Origin of the sequence: Nonomuraea sp. NPDC049750, from assembly GCF_040659625.1 — a bacterium.
Classification (GTDB): Bacteria; Actinomycetota; Actinomycetes; order Streptosporangiales; family Streptosporangiaceae; genus Nonomuraea.
On record NZ_JBFANB010000007.1, the window covers coordinates 78,620 to 104,019 of the forward strand.

The window sequence follows — 25,400 nt, forward strand, 5'->3', positions numbered from 1 at the left end:
TATGAACCGGCTAGCTGATGCAACGTCGCCGTATCTGCTTCAGCACGCTGACAATCCGGTCGACTGGTGGCCCTGGACGCCGGAGGCGTTCGAGGAAGCGCGCCGGCGCGATGTACCCGTTCTGTTGTCGGTCGGCTACTCAGCGTGTCACTGGTGTCACGTGATGGCGCACGAGAGTTTCGAGGACGCCGACACCGCGCGGCTGATGAACGAGCACTTCGTCAACGTCAAAGTGGACCGCGAGGAGCGGCCCGACGTCGACGCCGTCTACATGAGCGCCACCCAGGCCATGATCCACCAGGGCGGCTGGCCGATGACGGTGTTCGCCACGCCCGAGGGCCATCCGTTCTACTGCGGCACCTACTTCCCGCGGCTCCAGTTCCAGCGGCTGCTGCGTGGTGTGCGCGACGCGTGGGCCGGTGACCGGGCGAGCGTCACCGAGCAGGGGTCGAAGGTGGTCGAGGCGCTCAACGCGCACACGACGCTGCCCACCGGGCCGCTGCCCGGCGAGGAGACGCTGGCGCTGGCCGTACGGAATCTGCGGGAGTCGTTCGACAGGGTCCGCGGCGGGTTCGGCGGGGCGCCCAAGTTCCCGCCGTCGATGGTGCTGGAGTTCCTGCTGCGCTCCGGCGAGACCGAGATGAGCGGCCGCACGCTGGAGTCGATGGCGCGCGGCGGGATGTACGACCAGCTCGGCGGCGGTTTCGCGCGCTACAGCGTCGACGCGGGCTGGGTGGTGCCGCACTTCGAGAAGATGCTGTACGACAACGCGCTGCTGCTGCGGGTCTACACGCACTGGTGGAAGGCGAGCCGGGCGCCCCTCGCCCGGCGGGTGGCGCTGGAGACGGCGGAGTGGCTGCTGCGCGAGCTGCGTACCGCCGAGGGCGGTTTCGCCTCGGCGCTCGACGCCGACAGTGAGGGCGAGGAGGGCCGGTTCTACGTCTGGACGCCGGAGCAGCTGCGTGAGGTGCTCGGCGAGGAGGACGGGGAGTGGGCCACGCGGCTCTTCGAGGTGCGGGGGACGTTCGAGCACGGCACGTCGGTGCTACAGCTGCTCACCGACCCTGACACGGATGACGCGACGCGGTTCGACGACGTACGGGCGCGGTTGCTCGCCGCCAGGGAGCGGCGGGTCCGGCCGGGTCGTGATGACAAGGTCGTGGCCTCGTGGAACGGTCTGGTCATCGCCGCCCTGGCGGAGACCGGCACGGTGTTCGACCGGCCGGACCTGGTGGCGGCCGCCCGGCAGGCGGCGGAGCTGCTAGAAGACGTGCACATGGACGGCGGCAGGCTGCTGCGGACCTCGCGCGACGGGCGGGCGGGCCGCAATGCCGGAGTCCTGGAGGACTACGCGAACCTGGCCGAGGGGCTGATCGCCCTCTACGGCGTGACCGGGGAGACGCGCTGGCACCGGCTGGCGGGCTCGCTGCTCGACACCGTGCTCGACCGGTTCGGGGACGGCGAGGGCGGGTTCTACGACACGGCCGACGACGCAGAACGGCTGTTCCAGCGGCCGCAGGATCCCACCGACAACGCGACCCCGTCGGGACAGTACGCCGCCGCCGGGGCGCTGCTGTCCTACTCGGCGCTGACGGGGTCCACACGGCACCGTGAGGCCGCCTACGCGGCGCTGGGCACGGTGTCCGTGCTGGCCACGGGGCACGCGCGGTTCGCCGGCTGGGGGCTGGCTGTGGCGCGGGCGGCGCTCAGTGGTCCCGTCGAGGTGGCGGTCGTCGGGCCGATGGACGACCCGCGTACGCGGGCGCTGCACCGCGAGGCGTTGCTGGCCGACGTTCCCGGTCTGGTGGTCGCGCTGGGCGACGGCGAAGGCGTGCCACCGGGCGGGCCCGAGCTGCTGGAAGGCCGCGGGCCGGTCGGCGGCGCCCCCGCCGCGTACGTGTGCCGGGGCTTCACCTGCCGGATGCCCGTCACCACCCTGGAGGAGCTGCGGGCCGAGCTAGCCGATCGGTGACGGGCCTAGCCGACCAGTCACCGGCCCAACCGACCGGTGACCGATGACCGGCCTGGCCGACCCGCGATCGGCCTAGCCGACCGGCGACCGGCCGGTGTCGCTCCACCGACCGGTGTTGTTCTCGTCGGGTCCGGTCGTGGGGACGTCCGGCTGGCCGGTGGGCGGGCCGCCGGTGTCGTTCTGCCGCGGCGGATCCTGCTGGGTGTCCGGGCCCTGCGTGGTGGGCTGCTCCGTGCTCGGCTGCTCGGTGGCCTCAGGGGTGGGCGAGGACCACGGGTCGGGTGCCTGGGTGTGCTGCGGTTCCTGCGGCATGTCCTGGCGCTGATCGGGGCGGGCCCAGTCGTCGGAGCCATAGCCGTAGTTCGACGGCTCGGGGAACTCAATGACCGGCTTGCCCGCCATGGCCTCGGTCATGAACGCCCGCCAGACCTGGGCGGGCAGCTGCCCACCGAACTGCACCCCGTAGCCCGGGATCTCCACCGGCTTGTTGTCCTCGCGGAACATGTCGACGGCGACGGCGAGCTGCGGCGTGAAGCCGTTGAACCAGACCGCCTGGGAGTTGTCCGTGGTGCCCGTCTTGCCGGCCACCGGGCGGTCGTACAGCCTGGCCGCGGTGCCGGTGCCGTACTTGACGACCTGCTGCATCGCGTACGTGGTGTCGGCGGCGGCCTGTTCGCTGACCACCTGGGTGGACGCGCCCTTGATCACGTTCTTCTTGCTGTCGGGGGCGGTCACCGACTTCACGACGTGCGCCTCCATGTGGACGCCGCCGTTGGCGAAGGAGGAGAAGCCGGAGGCGTTCTGCACGGCGCTCAGCGAGGCGACGCCGAGCGGGAACGTGGCGGCCGCCTCGTGCTGCTTGAGCTGCGTCTCCGGGATGCCCGCCGCGACGGCGGTGGCGGCCACCTTGTCGAGGCCGACCTTCTGGCCGAGGTCGACGAAGGCGGTGTTGACGGAGTTCTGGGTGGCGCTGATCAGGTTGATCTCGCCGTACGAGCGGTCGCTGTCGTTGGGGATGGGCTTGCTGGCCGAGGCCACGCGCATCGGCGAGTTGCCGTTGACCCTGGTGGACAGGTCGAAGCCGTTGTTGAGCGCGGCGGCCAGCGTGTAGGGCTTGAAGGTGGAGCCGGCCATCACCTTGGCCGAGAAGGCGTTGTCGTACTCGGAGCGGTCGGGCCGCCCGCCGTAGAAGGCGACGACCTCGCCGGTGGCCGGATCGACGGCCGCGAGCCCGGTGCGCACCTTCTTGGGCGTCGAGTCGGGCAGCACGGTCTTGACCGCGTTCTCGGCCGCCTGCATGAGCTTCTTGTCGAACGTCGTGACGACCCTCAACCCGCCGCCGTTGATGTCCTCGTCGGTGTAGCCGCGCCGGTTGAGCTCGGCCGTGACCTGGTCGAGCATGTACTGGGCCTGGCCCTTGAGCTCGAACGGCTTCTTCGGCGCCTTGAGCACCGGGAACGTCTGGGCGGCGGCCTGCTCGGCGGTGAGCGTGCCCGTCTGCCGCATGGCGTCGATCACGGCCTGCCAGCGGGCCTCGGCGGCGTCGAGGTCGGCGCCCTTGGGGTCGGCGAAGCGGCTGGGCTGCTGGATCACCGCGGCCAGGTAGGCGCCCTCGGCCACGCTCAGCTTGCCGACGTCCTTGCCGAAGTACGCCTGCGCGGCCGCCTGGGCGCCGTTGGCGCCGCGGCCGAAGTAGATCGTGTTGAGGTACTGCTCAAGGACCCAGTCCTTGGACTTGGACTGGTCGACCTTGATGGAGATCATGATCTCCTTGAACTTGCGGGTGATGGACCGTTCCTGGCTGAGGCCGCTGTAGTAGTTGCGGACCAGCTGCTGGGTGATCGTCGAGCCGCCCTGGAGCTGCTGCCCGGAGATGGTGGACCACACGGCTCGCGCGGTGCCTTTGACCGAGACGCCGCCGTCTTGGTAGAAGGAGCGATTCTCGGCTGCTATCACCGCGTCACGTACGTGCTGGGGAACCTTGTCCAGCGGAACGTTCCTGCGATCGATGCCCTTCTTGGCGAGCACGCTCTTGCCGTCGCGGTAGTAGATCACCGACCCCTGGGCCGTGGCGTCCTTCTGGGTGCTGTCGGGGATCGGGGTCATCGCCCACGCGACGGCGAAAAGCCCTATGGCCAAGAGGATCCCGGCGCCGAAAACGATCAACAGCCGTTTAAGGATTCGCCGCTTTCGCATGCCCTTTTCACCACCGATCCGCACCCAAAACCCCCGATCGCGCCTCGCCAAACCCCCGTCAGCTGGGCGAATGTCAAGGTTAAGCGATCGATAACGGTGCCTCGTCCCCTCCCGCGATAGTACGGCTAGCGCGTTTCGCGCTGGGGAACATTCGCCACCAATGGCAAAACGCGGTAGGGAACAGGTGTGTCGAGGGCGATGATCGAAGAAGTCCTGAGAACACCCTGAACTTCGACGATCTGGTCGATCACCCGCTGCAGATCGGCGTTCGTCCGCGCCACCACCCGGCAGAGCAGGTCGCTGCCGCCGGTGATCGTGTGGACCTCCAGCACCTCGGGGATGTGGGCCAGCCGGTGCGCCACCGGGTCGTGCCCGGCGACCTGCCTGATCTCCATGGTCACGAACGCGGTCACGTCGTAGCCGAGCGCCACCGGCGAGATGTCGGGCCCGAACCCGGTGATCACTCCCCTGGCGATCAGCCGGTCGAGCCGGGCCTGCACGGTGCCGCGGGCCACGCCCAGCCTGCGCGAGCACTCCAGCACGCCCAGGCGCGGCTCGGCGGCCAGGAGGGCGATCAGCCGGGCGTCCAGTTGGTCGATCGTCATGGTGTACAGATCTCCTGCCTTACGCGAGGGTAGGCCGTACATATTGTCTAGTCAAAAAAGTAGCTGTTGCGCAACTCGTCCAGAGAATCCAAGTATTGATGCTATGACTGATGTCTTTCCGGTTAACGGGATGCACGCCGTGGTGTTCGCCGTGGGCAACGCCAGGCAGGCGGCTCACTACTATTCGACCGCGTTCGGCATGCGGCTGGTGGCCTATCACGGGCCGGAGAACGGCAGCCGCGACGAGGCGGCCTATGTCCTGACCTCGGGAAGCGCCAGGTTCGAGTTCAGGGCCTCGATCCGGCCGGGGACCGACCTGGCCAGGCACGTCGCCGAGCACGGTGACGGGGTGATCGACCTGGCCATCGAGGTGCCGGACGTGGAGGCCGCCTATCGGCACGCCGTCGAGCAGGGGGCCCGCGGGCTGGCGGAGCCGTACACGCTGGAGGACGAGCGGGGCAAGGTGGTGCTCGCGGCGATCGCCACCTACGGCGAGACGCGGCACACGCTCGTCGACAGGACCAACTACAGCGGCGCCTACCTGCCCGGGTACGTGGCCGCCGAGCCGCTCGTCGCCCCGCCCACGACCAGGTCCGGACGGCTGTTCCAGGCCATCGACCACTGTGTGGGCAACGTCGAGCTGGGCCGGATGGACGAGTGGGTGGAGTTCTACAAGCATGTGATGGGCTTCACCAACATGGCGGAGTTCGTCGGTGACGACATCGCCACCGAGTACTCGGCGTTGATGTCCAAGGTCGTGGCCGACGGGAGCCGCAAGGTCAAGTTCCCGCTGAACGAGCCGGCCGTGAGCCGCAAGAAATCGCAGATCGACGAATATCTGGAGTTCTACCGCGGGCCGGGCGTACAGCACGTCGCGCTGGCCACCAACGACATCCTGACCACGGTCGACCACATGCGCGCGGCCGGGGTGAGCTTCCTGGACACCCCCGACTCCTACTACGACGACCCCGAGTTGCGCTCGCGCATCGGGCGGGTCAGGGTGCCGATCGAGGAGCTGAAGAAGCGCAAGATCCTGGTCGACCGCGACGAGGACGGCTACCTGCTGCAGATCTTTACCAAACCCGTGCAGGATCGGCCCACGGTCTTCTTCGAGCTCATCGAGCGGCACGGCTCGCTCGGGTTCGGCAAGGGCAACTTCAAGGCGTTGTTCGAGGCCATCGAGCGGGAGCAGGAGCGAAGAGGCAACCTTTAGTTCGCGCCGCCGTTGCCCTGACGGCGCAGGGGGAGTCTGCCCGACTTAGGCTGGATTCTGGTCGACCCGCGCCAGCAGGCTGCGCATGCCAAAGCCGCGAAGACGGTCGTGGTCGATGCCTGACTCCGCGTAGAATTCCTGTCACTTAGCGAAGGGAAGAGCGCAGCCTATGGGGTTTGACCAGCGCAGGGCCGCTTCGCTCGTGGCGCTTCTGAGCATCCTCGCCTGCGCGCCGTCCAACGGCGCCATGGCGCCCACAGCGGCCCGGCCGGTGAGCGGAGACACGGGCGCGCCCGGCATCGGCGACCCCGACTTCCCCCTTGACGGCAACGGCGGCTACGACGTCTCCCACTACGGCCTCGAGCTCGGCTACACGCCGAGCAGCAAGCGCCTCGACGGCGTGGCGACGATCAAGGCCACGACCACGCAGGCGCTCTCGCGGTTCGACCTCGACCTGTCCGGCCTCGACGTGAGCGAGGTCACGGTCAACGGGGAGAAGGCCATCTTCTCGCGCAACGGCACCGAGCTCGGTGTGCTGCCCGCCACGCCGCTGGGCAACAAGGCCGACTTCACCATCAAGGTGAGCTACTCCGGTGTGCCCAAACCGATCAAGGACTCCACCAACCTGGGCACGTTCGGCTTCGTCCCGACGCCCGACGGCGCGTTCGTGGCCTGTGAGCCCGACGGCGCCAAGACCTGGTATCCGGTCAACGACCACCCCGCCGACAAGGCGGCCTACGACTTCGCGATCACCGTGCCCGACGGCGTGACCGCGCTGGCCAACGGCGAGCAGGTCGGCGAGCCCACGACCGCCGACGGCAAGACCACCTTCCGGTGGCGCGAGCGGCATCCGATGGTGAGCTATCTCGCGACGGCCACGATCGGCAAGTTCGAGCTGCGCAAGGGCCGCACGCCGGGCGGCATCCCCAACCTCGCGGCGGTCGATCCCAAGCACCGCGCCTCGCTCGACGACCTCTACAACATCTCGGGCGAGGTCACCGACTACTGGAGCAAGGTCTTCGGGCCCTACCCCTTCTCCTCCACGGGCGGCATAGTCGACGACTTCTCGGCCGGCTACGCCCTGGAAAACCAGACCAAGCCGCTCTACGGCGGCTTCGAGCCCGACCAGAGCATCATCGCGCACGAGCTGGCCCACCAGTGGTTCGGCGACAGCGTGAGCATCAAGCGCTGGCGCGACCTGTGGCTCAACGAGGGCTTCGCCACCTATGCCGAGTGGCTCTGGGCCGAGCACAAGGGCACCAACACCGCCGACCGGCTCTTCCAGACCTTCTACAACCGCGCCGCGAGCGAGCCGATGTGGAAATATCCCCCGGGCCGGGCCCAGCCCAAAGACCTGTTCAACGACTCGGTCTACACCCGGGGCGGGCTGACCCTCCACGCCCTGCGCAAGGCCATCGGCGACGAGACCTTCTTCACGCTGCTGAAGACGTGGACGGCCGACCACAAATACGGCAACGTCACGACGGACGAGTTCATCGCGCTGGCGGAGAAGCTCTCGGGCAAGGATCTCAAGCCGCTGTTCGACGCCTGGCTCTTCCAGCCGACCAAGCCCGCCGCCTGACCGCCTGACCGGCTGACCGCGAGCCTCACGGGCTGAGCGCGAGGCTCACGGGCTGAGCGCGAGGCTCACGGAGCGCCGGGCGTGCCCGTGGGGGCCGAGAAGACCAGGACGGACGCCGTGAAGCCGTGCACGTGGTTCTGGCCGCCCACCGGCCCGACCTCGCCGGCGGCGAAGAAGCCCGCGATCCCGATCGGCCCGAGTGTGTCGCGCAGCGCCACCGGATCGTGGTCGGCGGTGCCGAACATCGCCGACCCCCGGCCGTTGCAGGAGAACAGCAGCGCGCCGTCGATCCGGCCGAGCTCCTCCCGGTGCGCGTCGAGCAGGTCGTAGAGGTCCTCGTCCGCCGTGGCCGCGTCGCGCACGTGGAAGCGTACGGTCCTGCCGACGTCCACGACGTCGCCGATGGCCACGGCCTCGCGTTCCGGGTCGATGCCGATCACGCCTCTGATGAGGAAGTCGCCGCGTTCGTGCCGTTCGGCGTACTCGTCCATGGCCACGCCGATCTGCAGGCCGGCGGCGACCAGTTCGCGGTCGTCCTCGTCCAGCTCGCTGACGATGTCCTCCAGCCGGGCCAGGGCCGGTTGGCCGGCCAGCTCCAGCAGCAGGTTCTCCTCGGAGCGGGTGACGACCATGGTCGGGCCGATCGGCCGGCAGCCTTGGCTGACCACTGTGCTGACGCGTACGGAGCCGCTGAGCAGCACGCCGATGGCGCCCTCGGTGTAGACCTCGCCGTCGGCGAAGAGCCGGACCGACCCCCGGCCCCGCATCCCGTTGGCCAGCCCGCCGATCAGCGGCAGATTACCCAGCACGTCCACAGAACGTTCCACGAACGCGTCCGTGGGGAAGGTGTACGGATCGGCCAGCAGGATCGCCACGTGATCCTCCGCCGTCCGCTCCGGCAGCCCCACCACCACGAACCGGTCCTCGGCGGTCAGCGTCTCCAGCGCGAACGTGGTCAGCTCGGCCCCGTCCAGCGTGGCCGCCCACGCGCTCACGGCGGACGTCAGCTCGACCCCCTGCCCGTCACCGATCACGCCGGTGGCGCTGCAGCCGATCACGTGGGCCTCGGGGGCCAGCCTCATCGCGCTCTCCCCCGCCCTGGCGACCTCGTCCGGATCGTCGCCGCAGATGAAGAAGCACACCAGGTCCGCCTCGCCGCTGAGTCTCGACACGGCCTGACCGACAGCACGTTCTGCGGCCTCCACCAGGTCGGGACCCACGGCGAGGCCGTCGGCGAAGCGGCTCGTCATCACAGCCACGGATCTCGCCTCCTCAGCGGCTCGAAGTTCCCTAGGAACCGATTCTCCCCATTAAAGGAACAAGCACGCGCATGAACCGTCACGCAATAGTCAAGATCCGAAATCTCCGCCAGATGCGAAAGTGTCTGCCGCAGTGGTCCCAGGGGACGTAGTCTCGTTCCCGTGCATCAGCCTCTAAACATCCGCGAGCTGCGAGAGAGCGGTCACGTTCATCGCACCGTGAAAGCAGAGGTCCGCGAAAACCTGCTGGCCAAGCTGCGGGCAGGTGAGCCCCGTTTTCCAGGCATCGTGGGCTTCGACGACTCCGTCCTGCCCCACTTGGAGCGGGCGCTACTCGCCGGGCACGACCTCGTCCTGCTCGGTGAGCGGGGCCAGGGCAAGACCCGACTCATCCGCACCGTCACCGGGCTGCTCGACGAGTGGACCCCGGTGGTCGACGGCTGCGAGATCAACGACCATCCGTACGCGCCGGCCTGTACGCGCTGCATCGCGCTGGCGCGGGAGCTGGGCGACGAGCTGCCCGTGGCGTGGAAGCATCGCGACGAGCGCTATGGCGAGAAGCTCGCGACCCCCGACACCTCCGTCGGCGACCTGATCGGCGACGTGGACCCGATCAAGATCGCCGAAGGCCGGACGCTCGGCGACCCGGAGACCGTCCACTACGGGCTGGTGCCGCGCACCAACCGGGGCGTGTTCTCCGTCAACGAGCTGCCCGACCTGGCCGAGCGCATCCAGGTGTCGCTGCTGAACGTGCTGGAGGAGCGCGACATCCAGGTGCGCGGCTACAACCTGCGCCTGCCGCTCGACATCCTGCTCATCGCCAGCGCCAACCCCGAGGACTACACCAACAGGGGCCGGATCATCACCCCGCTGAAGGACCGCTTCGGCGCCGAGATCCGTACCCATTATCCGCTGACGGTCGAGGACGAGCTGGTGCTCATCCGCCAGGAGTCCATGCCGGACATCGGCGCGGACCTCCCCGAGCACCTGGTGGAGGTGATCGCCCGGTTCACCCGCCTGGTCCGCGAGTCCACCGCGGTCGACGCCCGTTCCGGCGTGTCGGCGCGGTTCTCGATCGCGGCCGCCGAGACCGCCATGGCTTCCGCCGTACGCAGGGGGGCGATCGCCGGCGAGGAGCAGGCCGTCGCCCGCGTCTGCGACCTGGCCAGCGTCGTCCACAGCCTGCGCGGCAAGGTGGAGTTCGAGGTCAGCGAAGAGGGCAGGGAGACCGAGATCCTCGCCCACCTGCTCCGCCGGGCCACGGCCGAGACGTTCAGGAGCCGGTTGGGCGGCATGGACCTGTCGCCGCTGACGGACAAGTTCGCCGAGGGCAACCAGGTGGAGTCCGGAGAGCTGATCCCGGCCGCCGAGCTGCTGCGCCGCATCGGCCCGGTCAGCGGCCTGGCGAAGGTCATGTCGCGGCTGGGCATGGGTGAGGGCGAGGAGTCTCCGGGGCACGCGGCGGCCGCGCTGGAGTTCGCCCTGGAGGGCCTGTATCTCATGCGCCGCCTGTCCAAGGACGACGTGGACGGGGTCTCCGTCTACCGGACGTGAACATTCGGGCGGTCTCACACGTCGAACGTGATAATTGATCACGCTGTCGGGGGAGACCGCCCATGCGTCTGCTTGTCTGTGCCACCGCCCTGAGCGCCACCGCCTTGTGCGCTTTCGCCGTACCCGCCAATGCCGCGGACACCACGATCGTGTACGGGTACGCCTGGGCGGCCGGCGCGACCGAAATCCGCATCACGCCCATGACCGCCACGTACCGCAAGCCGCTCCACACCTTCAAGGCCGTCTCCGGCGCCAAGGAGGTGCGGCTCGACTACGCCAAGGCGGCGTTCCGGCGGGTGACCGTCGCCTGCGACCTCAAGGAGACCGAGGGGCGTGTGGCGATCGACCGCAAGGGTCTGGGCACCACCGTCTGCAAGGCCGACGCCTTGACCGACAAGCTGGCGTCCGGGCCCGCGCCGGTCCGCGTCGAGTATCGCGGTACCGAGGCCGTCAAGATCAATGAAGTGCTCGCCAAGTGGCCCTCGCCGCGCACCGTCCGCGGCACGGTCAAGCGGGTGGACGACACGACGGTCCTGTTCACCGGGGCGGGCAGGACGCTCAAGCTCGGCTACACGAACCTGATGTCGTTCGCCAGGACCACCAAGCGCTGCGGCGACGGCTGGCTGGCCGGCAAGCCGGTCAACGCCGACAAGCACGGCCTCGGCAAGAAGGCGTGCCAGAGCCGCTACTTCACCAAAGCCCTCAAGTCGGTCAAGCATCCGGTGCTCGTACAGGTCGATTACGTGCCGGATGTCAACGAACTCTCCGGTGTGCGTGAGGTCTTCGGGGACGCGTAGCCCCCGTTCTCGGGTTAGCGTGTGTTCGTGATGGCCTACCGCTATGGCGAGTACAACGATGGCCCCGACCCCCTCGCCCCGCCGTACGACGTGCGCGCCGCGCTCGACGAGATGGGCGACGCCATCCTGTCCGGCTCCACCCCCGTGCACGCCCTGCGCGACCTGCTCAAGCGCGGGCTGCCCGGGGCCCAGGACCGCCGGGGTCTCGACGACATGCTCAGAGAGGTACGACGGCGCCGCAGGGACCTGCGCGAGAGCGGCCGACTCGACGGCACGCTGGAGCGGGCCCGGGCGCTCCTCGACAAGGCCATCGGCCAGGAACGGGCCGAGCTGTTCCCCGACCCGTCCGACGACGCGCGGCTGCGCGAGAGCGAGCTCGACTCGCTGCCCGACGACACGGCCAGCGCGATCCAGCAGCTGACCCCCTACGAGTGGCGCTCCGCCGCCGCCCGGCAGACCTTCGAGGAGCTGCGCGACCTGCTGCGCCGCGAAGTGCTCGACAGCCAGTTCAGAGGGCTGCGCGACGCGCTGGCCCAGCCGGACCCGGCGGCGATGGAGCGCGTCCGGCAGATGATGTCGGACCTCAACGACATGCTCGACAAGGACGCCAGAGGTCAGCACACCCAGCAGGACTTCGATGCGTTCATGAAGGAATACGGCGATCTCTTCCCGGAGAAGCCGCGCGACCTTGACGAGCTGGTCGACGTCCTGGCCCGGCGGGCCGCCGCGACCCAGCGCATGCTCGCCTCGATGACCCCGGCCCAGCGCGAGGAGCTGGCCAACCTGATGAGCCAGACGCTCGACCAGGCGGGGCTGTCCGACGAGATGCGCCGGCTCGGCGAGTCCCTCCAGGCCCGCCGGCCCGACCTGGCCTGGGACACCCCCGAACGGCTGACCGGTGAGGAGCCGCTGGGCATGGGCGACGCCGTCACCGCCCTGGAGGAGCTGGCCGACCTCTCACAGCTGGAGACCTCGCTCCGCCAGGACTATCCGGGCGCCAGGCTCGACGACGTCGACGAGTCCGCGGTCCGCCGCGCACTCGGCCGCTCCGCGGTCGACGACCTGGAGGCACTCAAGCGGATCGAACGCGAGCTGGAGGAGCAGGGCTACCTCCTGCGCCGCCGGGGCAAGCTGGAGCTCACCCCCAAGGCCGTCAGGAGGCTCGGCGAGACGGCGCTGCGCCGGGTGTTCGCCTCGCTCGACGCGGGCCGGCGCGGCGACCACGACCAGCGCGACGCGGGCTCGGCCGGGGAGCTGACCGGCTCGTCACGGCCCTGGCGCTTCGGCGACGAGCAGCCGATCGACGTGGTCCGCACGCTGGTCAACGGCGTCCGCAACGGCGGCGTCCAGTCCGAATCAGGCGCCGTACGCCTGTCGGTCGACGACTTCGAGGTGGCCGAGACCGAGCGGCGCAGCGCGGCGGCCGTCTGCCTGCTGGTCGACCTGTCCTACTCGATGGCCCTGCGCGGGACCTGGGCGGCGGCCAAGCAGACCGCGCTCGCCCTTCAGGCGCTGGTCGCCTCCAAGTTCCCGCAGGACGCGGTGCAGATCATCGGGTTCTCCAACTACGCGCGGGTGCTGCAGCCGGACGAGCTGGCCGGGCTCGACTGGGACATGGTCCAGGGGACGAACCTGCACCACGCCCTGCTCATCGCCGGCCGGCACCTGGATCGCCACCCCGACTTCGAGCCGGTCGTGCTCGTGGTCACCGACGGCGAGCCGACGGCTCACCTGATGCGCAACGGGCACTCGGCCTTCGAGTGGCCGCCGTCGCCCGAGACGCTGGAGCTCACGCTGGCCGAGGTGGACAAGATGACGCGGCGGCGGGCGACGCTCAACATCTTCATGCTGGCCGGCGACGACCGCCTCAAGGAGTTCGTGGACGAGGTGGCGCGGCGCAACGGCGGTCGCGTGTTCTCCCCCAGCGCGGATCGGCTGGGTGAATACGTGGTGAGCGACTTCCTACGGGTGCGCAGGTCTCGCTGAACGCTGGGCGCTCAGGCGTCGACGAGGGGCGCGTAGAAGTCGAGGGCGACGTCGAAGCCGTCGCGGCAGTTGCGGTGCGAGCGGTAGCAGGGGCGCCAGGCGGAGCTGGCGCCCACGCCCGTGCGGGCGTCGCTCAGCGCCGACGGCACGCGCTCGGGCCGGGGCAGCAGGCCACCCCCCAGGTAACGGACACCGTCGAGCTGGGTGTGCTCACCGCGGCCGCCGGAGACGAAGCCGCCGAGCCGCCACCCGCTCTCCTCGTCCCACACCAGCGCGCTGCCGTCCGCCAGACGGACGGTCGCGCCACGCGGCTCACAGGGGCCCTCCCACCAGTCGGCGACCTCGGCTCCGAGCAGGTCGACGACCCGCTGCACGTAGCCGGTCGGCTGCTGCAGCCACTCGTCGGTATACGGCTCGACATGCCTGATGGCCACGGACGGCACCCCCTTGTGCCCAAACGGTAAGGAAAAAGCGACGGTGGTCAACCATACCGGCGCTGAACTTATTCCGTTGCCAGAGCGTCTAGTCATTACGGACGATATTTACGTCCGACACGGGGAAGGAGGGGGGCTCCATGATTGCCATGATTCTTCTGATCGTGCTCATGGTGGTCGCGATCGCGGCCACCGAGCTGATCATGCGCTGCTCCTCAGAGGGTAAACAGAGTGTCGAGTCCACGGGCGAGATCGTCGGGGACTAGTCTCCTACGCATGTCGCCCCTGCTTCTCTGGCTGCACATCGGCTTCGCGATCTTCACGATCGGCCCGCTCACGGCGGCCACCATGGCCGCTCCGCGGGCCATCCGCGGCAAGAACGTGCCCGTCCTGCAGAACATCCAGCGGACCACCCGGATCTACAGCATCGGTTCGCTGGGCGTGCTGATCTTCGGGCTGGCCGTCGGCATGTCGATCGGCGGCGGCGTGCTCGGCAAGTGGTACATGACGGCCTCGATGACGCTGTTCATCGTGGCCGTCGTGCTGCTCGTCATCATCGACCGCGACCTGCGCGCCGCCGTCAAGGTCCTCGAAACCGAGACCCCGGACGACGACGCGAAGGTGCAGAACGGCAGGATCGCCGCCATCAGCGGGCTGCTGTCCCTGATCTGGCTGGTGATCCTGTTCCTGATGGTCGTACCGGGTTCCTGACCGAACGACCGGGCTCCTAGCCGAGCGCCTGCGTGAGGTCGGCGAGCAGGTCGTCGACCGTCTCGATGCCGACCGACAGCCGCACCAGGTCGGCGGGCACCTCCAGCGGCGAGCCGGCCGCCGAGGCGTGCGTCATCCTGCCCGGGTGCTCGATGAGCGACTCGACGCCGCCCAGCGACTCGCCCAGCGTGAACAGCTTCGCCCGGTTGCAGACCTCGACCGCCTCGGCCTCGCCACCCGCGACGCGGAACGACACCATGCCGCCGAACCGCTTCATCTGCTTGGCGGCCACCTCGTGCCCGGGGTGGTCACCCATGCCCGGGTAGAGCACCTGCGTCACGCGCGGGTGCGCGAGCAGCAGATCGACGATCCGCTCGGCGTTGTCGCAGTGGCGGTCCATCCGTACACCCAGGGTCTTGAGCCCGCGCAGCGTCAGCCAGGCGTCGAACGGTCCGGCCACCGCGCCCATCGCGTTCTGGTGGAAGGCCAGCTCCGCGCCGACCGACTCGTCGGCCGCGATCAGCGCGCCGCCGACCACGTCGGAGTGGCCGCCGACGTACTTGGTGGTGGAGTGCACGACCACGTCCGCGCCCAAGGCGAGCGGCTGCTGCAGGTAGGGCGAGGCGAAGGTGTTGTCGACGACCAGCAGCGCCCCGTTGTCGTGGGCCAGCTGGGCGAGCGCGGCGAGGTCGGCGATGCCGAGCAGCGGGTTCGTCGGCGTCTCCACCCAGATGATCCGTGTCTTCTGGGTCATCGCCGCGGCCACGGCGTCGAGATCGCCGAGCGGCACCGGATCGTAGTGCAGGCCCCAGCGCTCACCGACCTTCGCGAACAGCCGGTACGTACCCCCGTAGGCGTCGTTGGGGATGACGACGTGGTCCTGGGGCTTGCAGAGAGCGCGCAGCAGGGTGTCCTCGGCCGCCAGGCCCGACGCGAACGCCAGCCCGCGCGCACCGCCCTCGACCGCGGCCAGCGCCTCTTCGAGCGCGGTCCTGGTCGGGTTGGCCGAGCGACTGTACTCATATCCGGAACGCAGGCCACCCACACCGTCCTGCTTGTAGGTGGACGTCGCGTAGATCGGCGGCACGACCGCGCCGGTAAGCGGGTCAGGCTCCTGACCTGCGTGGATCGCCAGGGTTTCGAAACCGTTCGTCATAGGCCCACGGTAACGGAAGCGGCCCGCGGCCCGTTCCCCAACGGACCGCGGGCCGAGGCGGGCGCCGTCCCCAACCGCGCCCGCGTGGCTCGCGCGTCATGCCCCGCGCGAACCGGGTCTCAGGCCGCTTGAGGCTTCTTCCTGTCGCCACCTGCCCGCGATGCCAGCGGAATGACATCGGCGTCACGTGCGGGCACCTGGATGTGGCGGCCGCTGCCACCCTCCGCGTGCTCCCCGTTGATGCGGGAGAGCAGCACCGGGTCGGCCAGCGCCAGCAGCAGACCCACGACCAGACCGGCACCCAGTAGCACGAATCCAAGGACAATCATTTTCCCGTCCCCCTTCCGGACATACATCAGCATCGTCGACGGCCCCCCGCCGCCGCCTCCACTGAAGGGCCGGTCCTCGGCGAGCCTCCTCAGCCGAACGGTCGATGCCCGCCATCCGACTTGCGGCTTAGGCTCCTAGGGGTGGGGGAAGCCAAGCACGTCGTCTATTGGATCCGCCGGCTGAGCGACATCGCGGCGATCGGCTGGCTGGCCATGATGCTCCTCATGGACCTCGCCATAGCCGCCACCAGGGGCGGCGTCCAGTGGCTCGTACCGATCTGCGGGGTCGTGGGTGTCGCGGCCGCCATCCTGCGACGCCGTTTCCGGGTCGAGACGTTCGTCGTCATGCTGGCCCTCTCGCTCGTCTCCTCGCTGGTGATCGCCGTCTGCGGGTTCGTGGGCGTGCCCGGCGCGGCGGAGACCGGCGCGCTGATGATCCTGACGATCGGCGTGCTGCGCCACGTCGAGCCGGTCCGGCGGGCCGCGGTGCTCGGGGGCGCCGCGCTGGTCGTCCTCATGGCGGAGGGCAGCTCACGCGATCCCCAGAACAAGCTGGCCTTCTCGTTCATCCTCTTCACCGCGTGGACGATGATCGCCGCCGTCGGCGGCTACCTCCGCTTCCAGCAGGAGCGCCGCAAGGAGGCCGTCCATTCCGTACGGCGTGCGGAACGCCTGGAGCTGGCCAGGGAGCTGCACGACCTGGTCGCCCACCACATCACCGGCATCGTCGTACAGGCCCAGGCCGCCCGCACGGTCGCCGACCTGAAGCCCGACGCCGTGCTGCCCGCCCTCGACGCCATCGCCAGCGCCGGGACGGACGCGCTCACCTCGATGCGCCGCCTGGTCACCGTGCTGCGGGCCGAGGACGAGGCCGCCAGGACCCCCGGCACGTCACTGTCCGATCTGCGGCTGCTGACGGAACGGTTCTCGGAGAACGGGCCGCGAGTCGCGTTCGAGATCGGGTCCGGCATCGACGACCACACCCTGGCGCCGGAGGTCATGACGACGGTCCACCGGGTGCTGCGGGAGGCGCTCACCAACATCCGCAAGCACGCGCCGGGGGCCAGTTGGGTCGAGGCCGAGCTGCGCCGGTTCGACCAGCTCGTGATGCTGCGCATCCGCAACTTCGGCTCAGCCGCCGATCCCCGGCTCTCGCGCCTGGGCGGCGGGTTCGGGCTGGTCGGGATGGCCGAGCGGGTGGAGGCACTGGGCGGCCGCCTCTACGCCGGGCCCGGTTCCGACGGGGCCTGGGAAGTGGTCGCGGAGTTTCCCGCGTCCTGAGGCGTGCGCCGCGTCGAACTCCGCGCCCATCGCCGCGCGCAGCCTGGCGGTGATCCGGTCGACGTCGGCCCGCTCGGGGGCGGGCAGCGGCACGCCCACCGCCTCCCTGAGCGCGGCTGCCACGCCGAGCATCCCGGCCGCCTCCCGGTACTGCCCGGAACGACTCCATCGGTCCTGTCGTCCCGCCCTGGTCCGCTCGGCCGTGAGCGACAGCGCGCCTGCCAGCCCTTCCAGGGCGAGCGCGACCGCTCTCGGGTCGCCGGTGGCCTGGGCCGCCTCGTAGCCCTGCCGCTGCCTGGCCAGCGCCGTCGCGGCGTCGCCGCGCTGCTCGGCGGCGAACCCCAGCTCGGCCAGAACGAACGCGATGCCGGGCGTCCCCCGCACCTCGCGCAGCCAGCCGAGCCACGGCGTCAGGAGCCCTTCCGCCCGTACGTAGTCGCCCTGCCGCCTGGCGCTCAGTGCCAGCCCGAGCACGGCATGCTCCTCCGCGGCCTTGTAGGACTGCTCCACGGCCAGCAGTCTGGCCCGCTCGTGGAAGTGGTCGGCCCGCTCGTACCGGCCCGCCAGGAGCGCCACACGGCCCAGCCCGGCCAGTTTGAACGCGACCTCGAAGCCGAGCTCCTCCGCCAGCCGCAACTGCTCCTCGCGCAACCTGGCGGCCTCGGCGTAGTCACCCCGTATCTCGGCCAGCCGGTCGAGCGCGTCCATGGCCTCCAACCGCCCCCACGCGTCACCCAGCTCGACGAACAGCTCCAGACTCCGCCGCCCGTCCCGCTCCATCGCGGCCATGTCCGCCCGGCCGACGGCCAGCTTCGCGCGCAGACTGAGCGCGGCGGCGATCCCCCAACGGTCGCCGAGCGCCTCGTACGCGGCCAGTGCCCGGCTCGCCGCCGCCTCGTGCGCACCATGATCGCCGTACGCCCAGCGCACGTGGGTCAGGAACCAGTCGGCCAGTGCCCGCCCTCGGGCGTCGAGCCCGGCCACCCGCACCGGCGGCGCCATCTCCCCGACGGACAACGCCATCCCCGCCAGCCACACCGACGCCACAGCCGCCTGACCGGCGGTCAGATCAGTGACGGGCACGGCCGAGGTGACTCCGGGCCCCGGGGTGGCGCTGGACGCCGGGTCGGCGTTGGACAGGGCGGTGGCCAGGGAGCGGCGGGCCTCACCCATGCGGCCACGTAGGAACCAGTACCAGGCCAGCGCGTTGACCAGGCGGAGCGGCTCCGGACCCGACAGGGCGAGCCGCAGGTTGGCGGTCTCGGCGTCCAGGCGTTCGAGCCACTGTCTCTGCCTCGGGCCGCGCAGGTCCGCCCGTTCGGCCAGCGCCGTGTAGTAGCGGGCGTGACGTGCGGCGATCCGCCGGTGCTCACCCGCCTCCGCCAGACGCTCGGCGCAGTAGACCCCGACGGACTCCAGCAGCCGGTACCTGGGCCCGGCGGACACCACCACCAGCGAGCGGTCGACCAGACGAGCCAGCACGTCCACCACGTCCACGCCGGGCTCGGCGCAGACCACCTCGGCCGCCTCCAGCGCGCACCCGTCCGCGTGTACGGCCAGCCGCCGCAGCACGACCCGCTCGTGGTCGGACAGCAGGTCCCAGCTCCAGTCGATCACCGCCCGGAGCGTGCGCTGACGTGAGGGAGCGTCACGCATGCCGGAGCTGAGCAGGCGGAACCGGTCGTCGAGCCGCTCGGCCACCTCCCGCGCGCCCAACGCCCGCACCCGTGTCGCGGCCAGCTCCAGCGCGAGCGGCAGGCCGTCGAGCCGCCGACAGATGGTCGCGATCGCCTCACCCACCTCGTTCGACTCACTCGCCCTGCTGGTGGCATCTGTGGGGGTGGCGTTCGGCTCGTTCGACTTACCCGGCCCGCTGGTCGCGTCCGCGGTGGTGGCGTTCGGCTCGTTCAGCTTGATTCCGGCGCGGATGGTGAAGAGGCGTACGGCGTCGGGCTCGGTCAGCGGCGGTACGACACGGACGCGCTCGCCGGTCACCCGGAGCGGTTCCCGGCTGGTCGCCAGGATCCGCAGCCCTGGGGCGGCCCGTAGCAGTGCGGAGATCAGCTCCGCCGCTTCCTCCACCAGGTGTTCGCAGTTGTCGAACACGAGCAACGCGCGCTTGGTGGCCAGGGCGGTCGCCAGCCTCGGCGGCAGTGGCGCGGCGTCGTCGTCACGTACGCCGAGCACGTCCGCGACCGCCTCGGCCACATCCGTGATCCCACCCAGCTCCACCAGCCACACCCCGTCGGGGAAGGCGGGGCTCTCGTCGGGGAAGGCAGCACTTGCGCCAGGGAAGGCGGCGCTGTCGTCAGGAAAGGCGGTGCTTTCGCCAGGAAAGGCGGTGCTTTCATCGAGGAGGGAACGGGCGGTTTCCAGGGCGAGGCGGGTCTTGCCGACGCCGCCAGGCCCGGTGAGCGTCACCAGGCGGGCGGCATCCAGGAGCTCGCGAGTCTGGGCGACTTCCACGTCCCTGCCGATCAGCTCCGTGAGCGGCGACGGCAGGTTGGAGCGGGGCGGCTGGGCAGCGGGCGGAGGGTCCCGCCGGACGAGCGAAGGATCCTGCCGAAGGATCGCCTCCTGGAGTGCCGCCAGCTCGGGCGTGGGGTCCAGGCCCAGCTCCTCCGCCAGCCGCTCGCGCAGCTCCCCGTAGCTGGCCAGGGCCTCGCTCTGCCGACCGGCCCGGTACAGGGCCGTCATGTGCTGGGCGCGCAGGCGCTCGCGCAACGGGTGCCGGGAGACCAGGTCGGCCAGGTCGACGCCCTCGCCCAGGGCGAGCCGTACCTCCGCCTGCTCTTCGAGAGCGGCCAGGCGCAGCTCCTCCAGACGTGCGATCTCCGGACGGAGGAACTCCTCGTCGGCGAGGTCGGCGTACGCGGGACCGCGCCACAGACTCAGCGCCTCGTGAAGCTGGGCGGCCCGCTCACGCGGATCCGCGGCACGCTCGCCGACGAGCTCGCGGAACCGGTCCGCGTCCAGCGCGACACCGGGGTGCCCCGCCTCCCGCCAACCCCCGGCCCGAGAGGGGTCGGCGAACGCCAGGCGGTAGCCGGCCGGAGTGTGGACGATCGAGCCGGGGTCACCCAAGGCGCGTCGGAGCTGGGAGACGCGCGCCTGGAGGGTGCCGACGGGATTGCGAGAGGGCCGCTCCCCCCACAGGTCGTTGATCAGCCGGTCCATCGAGACCGGCCCGCCCCCGTGAGCCAGGAGGTCGGCCAGCAACGCCCGCATCCTGGGCTCCGTCACCTGGATCGGGCGGCCGTCGTCCGTCCAGGCCGCCAGCGGCCCGAGCACCCCGAAACTCACCACGTCAGAGACAACCCATAGCGAGGCGGAAGGATTTCCGTAGGGGGACGTCCCATGGTGGGGCTCATGAGTCGAGTGACAGTGATCGGAATGGGCCCGATGGGGTCGAAGATGGCGGAGACGTTCCTCGCGGCGGGCCACGAGGTGACCGTCTGGAACCGAACGAGGAGCAAGACGGACCCGCTCGTGGCCAGAGGCGCCCGGCGAGCGGACGAGGCGGCCGAAGGCGAGCTGCTGGTCATCAGCCAGGTGAGCTACCAGGCCATGTACGACAGTTTGGGCGACGCGCGGCTGGACGGGAAGGTGCTGGTCAACCTCAGCTCGGGCACCCCGGAGGAGTTGCGCGCGGCGGCGGAGTGGGTGGCCGGGCGAGGCGGCACGCTCGTCACCGGAGGGATCATGGTGCCGCCGCCGGGCATCGGCCTGCCCATGGCGTACACCTTCTACAGCGGCCCGAAGGAGGCCGTCGACCGGCACGCCGAGACGCTCAAGGCGCTGGCCACGATCACCTATGTGGGCGAGGACCAGGGCCTGGCGATGATGTACTACCAGGCGCAGCTGCTGATCTTCTGGTCCAGCCTGACCAGCTACATGCACGCGCTCGCGCTGCTCGGCACGGCGGGGGTGCCGCCCCGGGACTTCCTGCCGTTCGCCAGGGAGACGTTCACGCAGCTCGGGGGCGACGGGCCGATGGGGTTCGCCAAGATCCTGGCCGAGGAGGCCGAGGCCCGGGTGTATCCGGGCGAGCTCAACTCCCTGCACATGCAGGCGGTCGGCATCGGCCACGCCGTCCACGCGCTGAAGGACGCCGGGCTGGAGACCACGGTGCCCAACGCCCTCAAGGAGCTGTTCGAGCGCGCCGACGCCGAGGGACGCGGCTCGGAGGGGCTCGGCACCGTGATCGAGTCGATCAGAAAGCCCTAGCCCACCGACGTTCGCCGGGGGTCCGTGCTTTCCTCTTCCCCGAAGGGGGATCCCCTCCAAGGGACCCCAGCCACGACGGACCGTCACGAGCATCGAGACGGTCCGTGGCCACCGCGCCAGTGGTGGAGGCCGTAGTGACTGCGAGGCCGTAGTGACTGCGAGGCCGTAGTGACTGCGAGGCCCTAGTGGTTGGCGAGGAAGGCGAGCAGGTCCTGGCGGGTCAGTAGCCCGGCCGGCTTGCCCTCTTCGAGCACCACCGCGGCGTCCGCCTTCTCCAGCGCCTCCACCGCGCGCGCCACCGACTCGCCGCTGCCGATCATCGGCAGCGGCGACGACATGTGCTCGGCGATCGTGTCCTCGGAGGAGAGCCGGCCGCGGTAGAGGGCTTCGAGCAGGTCGCGCTCGACGATGGAGCCGACCACCTCGGCCGCCATGACCGGCGGCTCCTCCTTCATCACCGGAAGCTGCGACACCGAGTATTCGCGCATGATGGCGATGGCCGTACCGACCGACTCGTGCGGGTGCACGTGCACGAACTCCGGCAGGCCCACCCCCTTACGAGCCAGTACGTCACGGACCAGCCCCTCCTCGGAAGAGGTGGTCAGGAAGCCGTAGTCGGCCATCCAGTCGTCGTTGAAGATCTTGGACAGGTAGCCGCGCCCGCCGTCGGGCAGGAGGACGACCACCACGTCCTCGGGCCCCGCCTTGGCCGCCACCTCCAGCGCCGCGACCACGGCCATCCCGCACGAGCCGCCGACCAGCAGGGCCTCTTCGCGGGCGAGCCGCCGGGTCATGTTGAAGGAGTCCTTGTCGGACACCGCGATGATCTCGTCGCAGATCTTCGTGTCGTAGGTGGCCGGCCAGATGTCCTCGCCGACGCCCTCCACCAGGTAGGGACGCCCCGAACCGCCCGAGTAGACGGAACCCTCGGGGTCGGCCCCGATGATCTTCACGCGGCCGTCGGAGATCTCCTTGAGGTAGCGGCCGGTGCCGCTGATCGTGCCCCCGGTGCCGATGCCCGCCACGAAGTGGGTGACCCGGCCCTCGGTCTGCTCCCACACCTCGGGACCGGTCGAGTAGTAGTGGGAGTCGGGGTTGTTGACGTTGGAGTATTGGTCGGGCTTCCAGGCGTTGGGCACCTCGCGGGCCAGCCGGTCGGACACCGAGTAGTAAGAGTCGGGGTGGTCGGGCGACACGGCGGTCGGGCAGACCACGACGTCGGCGCCATAGGCGCGCAGCACGGCGATCTTGTCCTGGGCCACCTTGTCGGGCACCACGAACAGGCACTTGTAGCCACGCTGCTGGGCCACGATGGCCAGGCCCACGCCCGTGTTGCCGGACGTCGGCTCGACGATCACGCCACCGGGCCGGAGCTCCCCCGACGCCTCCGCCGCGTCGATCATGCGGACCGCGATGCGATCCTTGACCGAGCCGCCCGGGTTGAAGTACTCGACTTTGGCGAGCACCTGGGCGGGTAGGCCGGCGGAGACCTTGTGCATCCTGACGAGCGGGGTGTTGCCCATGAGCTCGACCAGGGAATCGTAAACGCGCACCGAGGTGTTCACCTTCTTTGCCGAAGCTTGGTCAGCTTGCCGAGGGCCGAGCTCCCGTGGGGGTGGCGGGCACTCGGCTAGTTTTCAAGGCAAACGCTACCGCCGTGTTCGGCTGAGGGGAGCACGCACGTGGTCTGGGCAGCGGGCACGGCGCGGGCAGCGCGCAAGATCGCGACGGCGGCGGCACTCGGCGGCGGCGGGCTGACGGCCCTCGGCGCCACCGCGTACGGCCTGCTGATGGCCGAAAGCCTGTTGGCCAGGAAGGTGATCGGCCGCCCCCACGGCATGGAGGGGCCGCCGTCCGACGGCGTCTACGGCGACTTCCCCGGCACCCCGGTCTCCATGGTCCTGCTGGGTGATTCCCTCTCCGTCGGCCTGGGGATGACCGATCCGGCCGGGACCCCGGGCGTGTTGCTCGCTCACGGCCTGGCCTCAGTCGCCGAGCGCCCCGTACGCCTTCACGTGGTCGGCAAGTCGGGAGCCCCGTCGGCCGAGCTCGCCGACCAGGTCGACCGGGCGCTCACGGCGGAGCCCCAGCTGGCCGTGATCTTCGTCGGCGCGAACGACGTCACCACCCAGACCCCGCCCGCGGTGGCCGTACGCCACCTGAGCAAGGCCGTGCGCCGGCTGCGCGAGGCGGGCGCCGAGGTGGTCGTGGGCACCTGTCCCGACCTCGGCACCGTACGGCCCATCGCGCAGCCGCTGCGCTGGGTGACGCGGCGCTGGAGCCGCCAGCTGGCCGCGGCCCAGACGGTCGCGGTGGTCGACGCGGGCGGGCGTACGGTCTCGTTCGCCGACGTCCTGGGGCCGGATTTCGCGACAAATCCGGGCGAGATGTTCGGACCCGATCGTTTCCACCCATCTGCCCGAGGTTACGCACAGGCAGCTTACGCAGTGCTACCTTCTGTATGCGCTGCGTTGGGATTGTGGCCAGAGCCTCGACCCGCGCGCGGCGAAGGACTGCAACCGATTTACCTCGCGGCGGCTACGGCCGCGGAGGAGCCCGGCACCGAGGTCTCCGCGACCACGGTCGCCGGGCGGGCGACGGGTCTCCACGGCAAGTGGGCGACGTTGTTCCGCCGCCGGCTGGGAGAGTCGCCCAACGACGCCTGATCCCGGTAACCCTCCGCACCGAAGCCGTCACTCCTCGTCCCTTTGGAGTGGATTGCTCGTGCTTCGGCCCCTCGCGAACGCCGCCCTCACTCTCGCCGGAATCCTGGCCCTGGCCGGCTGTTCCGACAGCGGCGCGGCCACGGCCCACTTCCCGACCTGGCACAACGACGAGATCGACGCGGTCAGCCGGATGTCGGCCGCGGGCGGGGTCGTCACCACCACCTCCATGAAGCCCGACGGCTCGCTGGAGACGGTCGCCGTCGACCTCACCCACGGCAACAAGCTCTGGGCCCAGCCGGCCACCATGGCGGGCCGCCTGCCCGGCATGGGGGTCTCCGCGCCCGCCATCGTCGAGACCGCCCCCGGCCAGGCCGTCGTCGTGGCGGTCGACCCGGTCAAGAAGGGCCGCTGGAACGCCACCGTCGTCGCCCGCGACGCGCGCACCGGCGCGAAGAAGTGGACGCGGCCGGTGCATTCGACGTTCGGCCCCCAGCGCTGCGGGAGCTACATCTGCCTGTCGGAGCACACCGCGCTGTCCACCGCCCGCGTGGTGGTGCTCGACCCGGCCAGCGGCAAGCAGATGTGGAAGCTGCCCGGCATCGCCGAGGTCGAGTGGTCGGATCCCGACCGGGTGCTGCTGCTCCGCCTGGCCGCCAACCCCATGATCGAGTCGTACGAGCTCAAGACCGGCAAGCTGCAGTGGCAGCAGCCGATCGAGCAGGCGCTCGGCCCCGGCATCGACATGTCGGGCGGGTGGGCCTTCGGCGCCACCAGCGACAACCTGATCGGCTACGTCGCCCCCTACACCAACCCGCGGACGAAGAAGGCCTCCACCTTCGGCCTGTTCTCCATCAAGATCGGCGACGGCACGATCAACTGGATGCGTCCCTCGGTCGTCCGCGTCTACCCCAGCGGCAGCCCCGGCTACGCCCCCGTCGTACGCCCGGTCGACCAGCAGGGCACCTACGGCGGCTTCGCCCGGCTCGACTCCGAGAGCGGCCGGGTCATCGGCCAGATCCCCGCCTCCGAGGTGCCCGGCTCCGGCTGGTGGCTGGCCTTCCCCGACCGCATGGAGAAGCTCGGCTTCCTCAAGCACGACGCCAAGGGCGCCGCCTTCGACCTGACGACGGGCGGGCCGGTCCCGGTCGAGGACCAGCGCGGCTGGTCCTTCTGCGTCACGGACCCCAAGCCGCTCCCGCTCCGCGGCCAGGCCCCCGGCTTCTACTCGATAGCCGCCGTCTGCGAGTACGACCTCGCGACCGGCAAGCGGCTCGCCTCCACGACGACCCCGCCCCCCTGGTTCACCGGCAGCCAGGACGGGTGGCGCCTCTGGCGTGACGAGAAGGGCGCCGTCCACGCCGTCAACGACGGCACGGCCACGGCACCCGGCATGTACGGCTGACGCCCCACCCACCGTGCTCCGCCACCAGGA

Annotated in this window: 19 protein-coding genes and 1 pseudogene; 12 read left to right on the forward strand and 8 right to left on the reverse strand. The window is 70.3% G+C overall.

Going from position 1 to position 25,400, the window contains the following annotated elements; translation table 11 throughout:
• Position 1: 1 nt before the first annotated feature.
• A complete protein-coding gene (locus AB0J16_RS20690; RefSeq protein ID WP_358541609.1) occupies positions 2-1,972 on the forward strand; it encodes a thioredoxin domain-containing protein in 1,971 nt (656 codons plus the stop codon).
• Positions 1,973-2,044: 72 nt separating this feature from the next.
• Here AB0J16_RS20690 and AB0J16_RS20695 read toward each other — a convergent pair whose 3' ends face one another.
• The gene (locus AB0J16_RS20695; RefSeq protein WP_358541611.1) at positions 2,045-4,168 is read right to left on the reverse strand and encodes a transglycosylase domain-containing protein; all 2,124 of its coding nucleotides are present in this window, start codon (positions 4,166-4,168) and stop codon (positions 2,045-2,047) included.
• A gap of 125 nt (positions 4,169-4,293) precedes the next feature.
• Entirely contained in the window at positions 4,294-4,773 is a 480-nt protein-coding gene (locus tag AB0J16_RS20700; protein WP_357944009.1) for an Lrp/AsnC family transcriptional regulator, read from the reverse strand.
• Positions 4,774-4,876: 103 nt separating this feature from the next.
• Here AB0J16_RS20700 and hppD point away from each other — a divergent pair, with 103 nt between their 5' ends.
• Complete coding sequence (hppD, locus tag AB0J16_RS20705) at positions 4,877-5,986, forward strand: 4-hydroxyphenylpyruvate dioxygenase (RefSeq protein ID WP_358541614.1); 1,110 nt, start codon at positions 4,877-4,879, stop codon at positions 5,984-5,986.
• Positions 5,987-6,188: 202 nt separating this feature from the next.
• On the forward strand, positions 6,189-7,568 hold the full coding sequence (locus tag AB0J16_RS20710) for a M1 family metallopeptidase (RefSeq protein ID WP_358541616.1): 1,380 nt from the start codon (positions 6,189-6,191) through the stop codon (positions 7,566-7,568).
• Between the two features lie 65 nt (positions 7,569-7,633).
• On the opposite strand, the gene AB0J16_RS20715 is transcribed toward AB0J16_RS20710, so the two are convergent.
• On the reverse strand, positions 7,634-8,818 hold the full coding sequence (locus AB0J16_RS20715) for an FIST N-terminal domain-containing protein (protein ID WP_358542257.1): 1,185 nt from the start codon (positions 8,816-8,818) through the stop codon (positions 7,634-7,636).
• A 171-nt stretch (positions 8,819-8,989) separates the two neighbouring features.
• Here AB0J16_RS20715 and AB0J16_RS20720 point away from each other — a divergent pair, with 171 nt between their 5' ends.
• The 3 genes from AB0J16_RS20720 (at position 8,990) to AB0J16_RS20730 (ending at position 13,164) form a co-directional block, all read left to right on the forward strand.
• A complete protein-coding gene (locus tag AB0J16_RS20720; protein WP_358541618.1) occupies positions 8,990-10,381 on the forward strand; it encodes a sigma 54-interacting transcriptional regulator in 1,392 nt (463 codons plus the stop codon).
• 62 nt (positions 10,382-10,443) lie between these two features.
• Positions 10,444-11,178 (forward strand): hypothetical protein, encoded by a 735-nt coding sequence (locus AB0J16_RS20725; protein WP_358541621.1) that lies wholly within the window; start codon positions 10,444-10,446, stop codon positions 11,176-11,178.
• Positions 11,179-11,208: 30 nt separating this feature from the next.
• Positions 11,209-13,164, forward strand: coding sequence for a hypothetical protein (locus AB0J16_RS20730; protein WP_358542259.1), 1,956 nt, complete (start codon positions 11,209-11,211; stop codon positions 13,162-13,164).
• Between the two features lie 11 nt (positions 13,165-13,175).
• On the opposite strand, the gene AB0J16_RS20735 is transcribed toward AB0J16_RS20730, so the two are convergent.
• On the reverse strand, positions 13,176-13,598 hold the full coding sequence (locus AB0J16_RS20735) for a DUF6292 family protein (protein ID WP_358541623.1): 423 nt from the start codon (positions 13,596-13,598) through the stop codon (positions 13,176-13,178).
• A gap of 140 nt (positions 13,599-13,738) precedes the next feature.
• Here AB0J16_RS20735 and AB0J16_RS20740 point away from each other — a divergent pair, with 140 nt between their 5' ends.
• Both AB0J16_RS20740 and AB0J16_RS20745 read left to right on the forward strand, forming a co-directional pair.
• Positions 13,739-13,864 (forward strand): hypothetical protein, encoded by a 126-nt coding sequence (locus AB0J16_RS20740; RefSeq protein WP_263655728.1) that lies wholly within the window; start codon positions 13,739-13,741, stop codon positions 13,862-13,864.
• A 10-nt stretch (positions 13,865-13,874) separates the two neighbouring features.
• Entirely contained in the window at positions 13,875-14,309 is a 435-nt protein-coding gene (locus AB0J16_RS20745; protein ID WP_357943996.1) for a hypothetical protein, read from the forward strand.
• 16 nt (positions 14,310-14,325) lie between these two features.
• Here the strand turns inward: AB0J16_RS20745 and AB0J16_RS20750 are convergent, their stop codons facing one another.
• Positions 14,326-15,465 (reverse strand): cystathionine gamma-synthase, encoded by a 1,140-nt coding sequence (locus AB0J16_RS20750; RefSeq protein ID WP_358541627.1) that lies wholly within the window; start codon positions 15,463-15,465, stop codon positions 14,326-14,328.
• A gap of 119 nt (positions 15,466-15,584) precedes the next feature.
• The gene (locus AB0J16_RS20755; protein WP_358541630.1) at positions 15,585-15,794 is read right to left on the reverse strand and encodes a hypothetical protein; all 210 of its coding nucleotides are present in this window, start codon (positions 15,792-15,794) and stop codon (positions 15,585-15,587) included.
• Between the two features lie 588 nt (positions 15,795-16,382).
• On the opposite strand from AB0J16_RS20755, the pseudogene AB0J16_RS20760 reads away from it, so the two are divergent.
• Positions 16,383-16,649, forward strand: a pseudogene (locus tag AB0J16_RS20760) (histidine kinase dimerization/phosphoacceptor domain-containing protein); the annotation flags it as partial.
• A 276-nt stretch (positions 16,650-16,925) separates the two neighbouring features.
• Here AB0J16_RS20760 and AB0J16_RS20765 read toward each other — a convergent pair.
• Entirely contained in the window at positions 16,926-20,381 is a 3,456-nt protein-coding gene (locus AB0J16_RS20765) for a BTAD domain-containing putative transcriptional regulator (protein WP_358541633.1), read from the reverse strand.
• A 63-nt stretch (positions 20,382-20,444) separates the two neighbouring features.
• Here AB0J16_RS20765 and AB0J16_RS20770 point away from each other — a divergent pair, with 63 nt between their 5' ends.
• Positions 20,445-21,302, forward strand: coding sequence for an NAD(P)-binding domain-containing protein (locus AB0J16_RS20770; RefSeq protein ID WP_358541636.1), 858 nt, complete (start codon positions 20,445-20,447; stop codon positions 21,300-21,302).
• Positions 21,303-21,484: 182 nt separating this feature from the next.
• Here AB0J16_RS20770 and AB0J16_RS20775 read toward each other — a convergent pair whose 3' ends face one another.
• Positions 21,485-22,855 (reverse strand): cystathionine beta-synthase, encoded by a 1,371-nt coding sequence (locus tag AB0J16_RS20775; RefSeq protein WP_358541638.1) that lies wholly within the window; start codon positions 22,853-22,855, stop codon positions 21,485-21,487.
• A 129-nt stretch (positions 22,856-22,984) separates the two neighbouring features.
• On the opposite strand from AB0J16_RS20775, the gene AB0J16_RS20780 reads away from it, so the two are divergent.
• The gene (locus AB0J16_RS20780; protein WP_358541641.1) at positions 22,985-23,968 is read left to right on the forward strand and encodes an SGNH/GDSL hydrolase family protein; all 984 of its coding nucleotides are present in this window, start codon (positions 22,985-22,987) and stop codon (positions 23,966-23,968) included.
• 58 nt (positions 23,969-24,026) lie between these two features.
• Positions 24,027-25,370, forward strand: a complete 1,344-nt coding sequence (locus AB0J16_RS20785; RefSeq protein ID WP_358541644.1) for a PQQ-binding-like beta-propeller repeat protein — start codon at positions 24,027-24,029, stop codon at positions 25,368-25,370.
• The last annotated feature ends 30 nt before the right edge of the window (positions 25,371-25,400 follow it).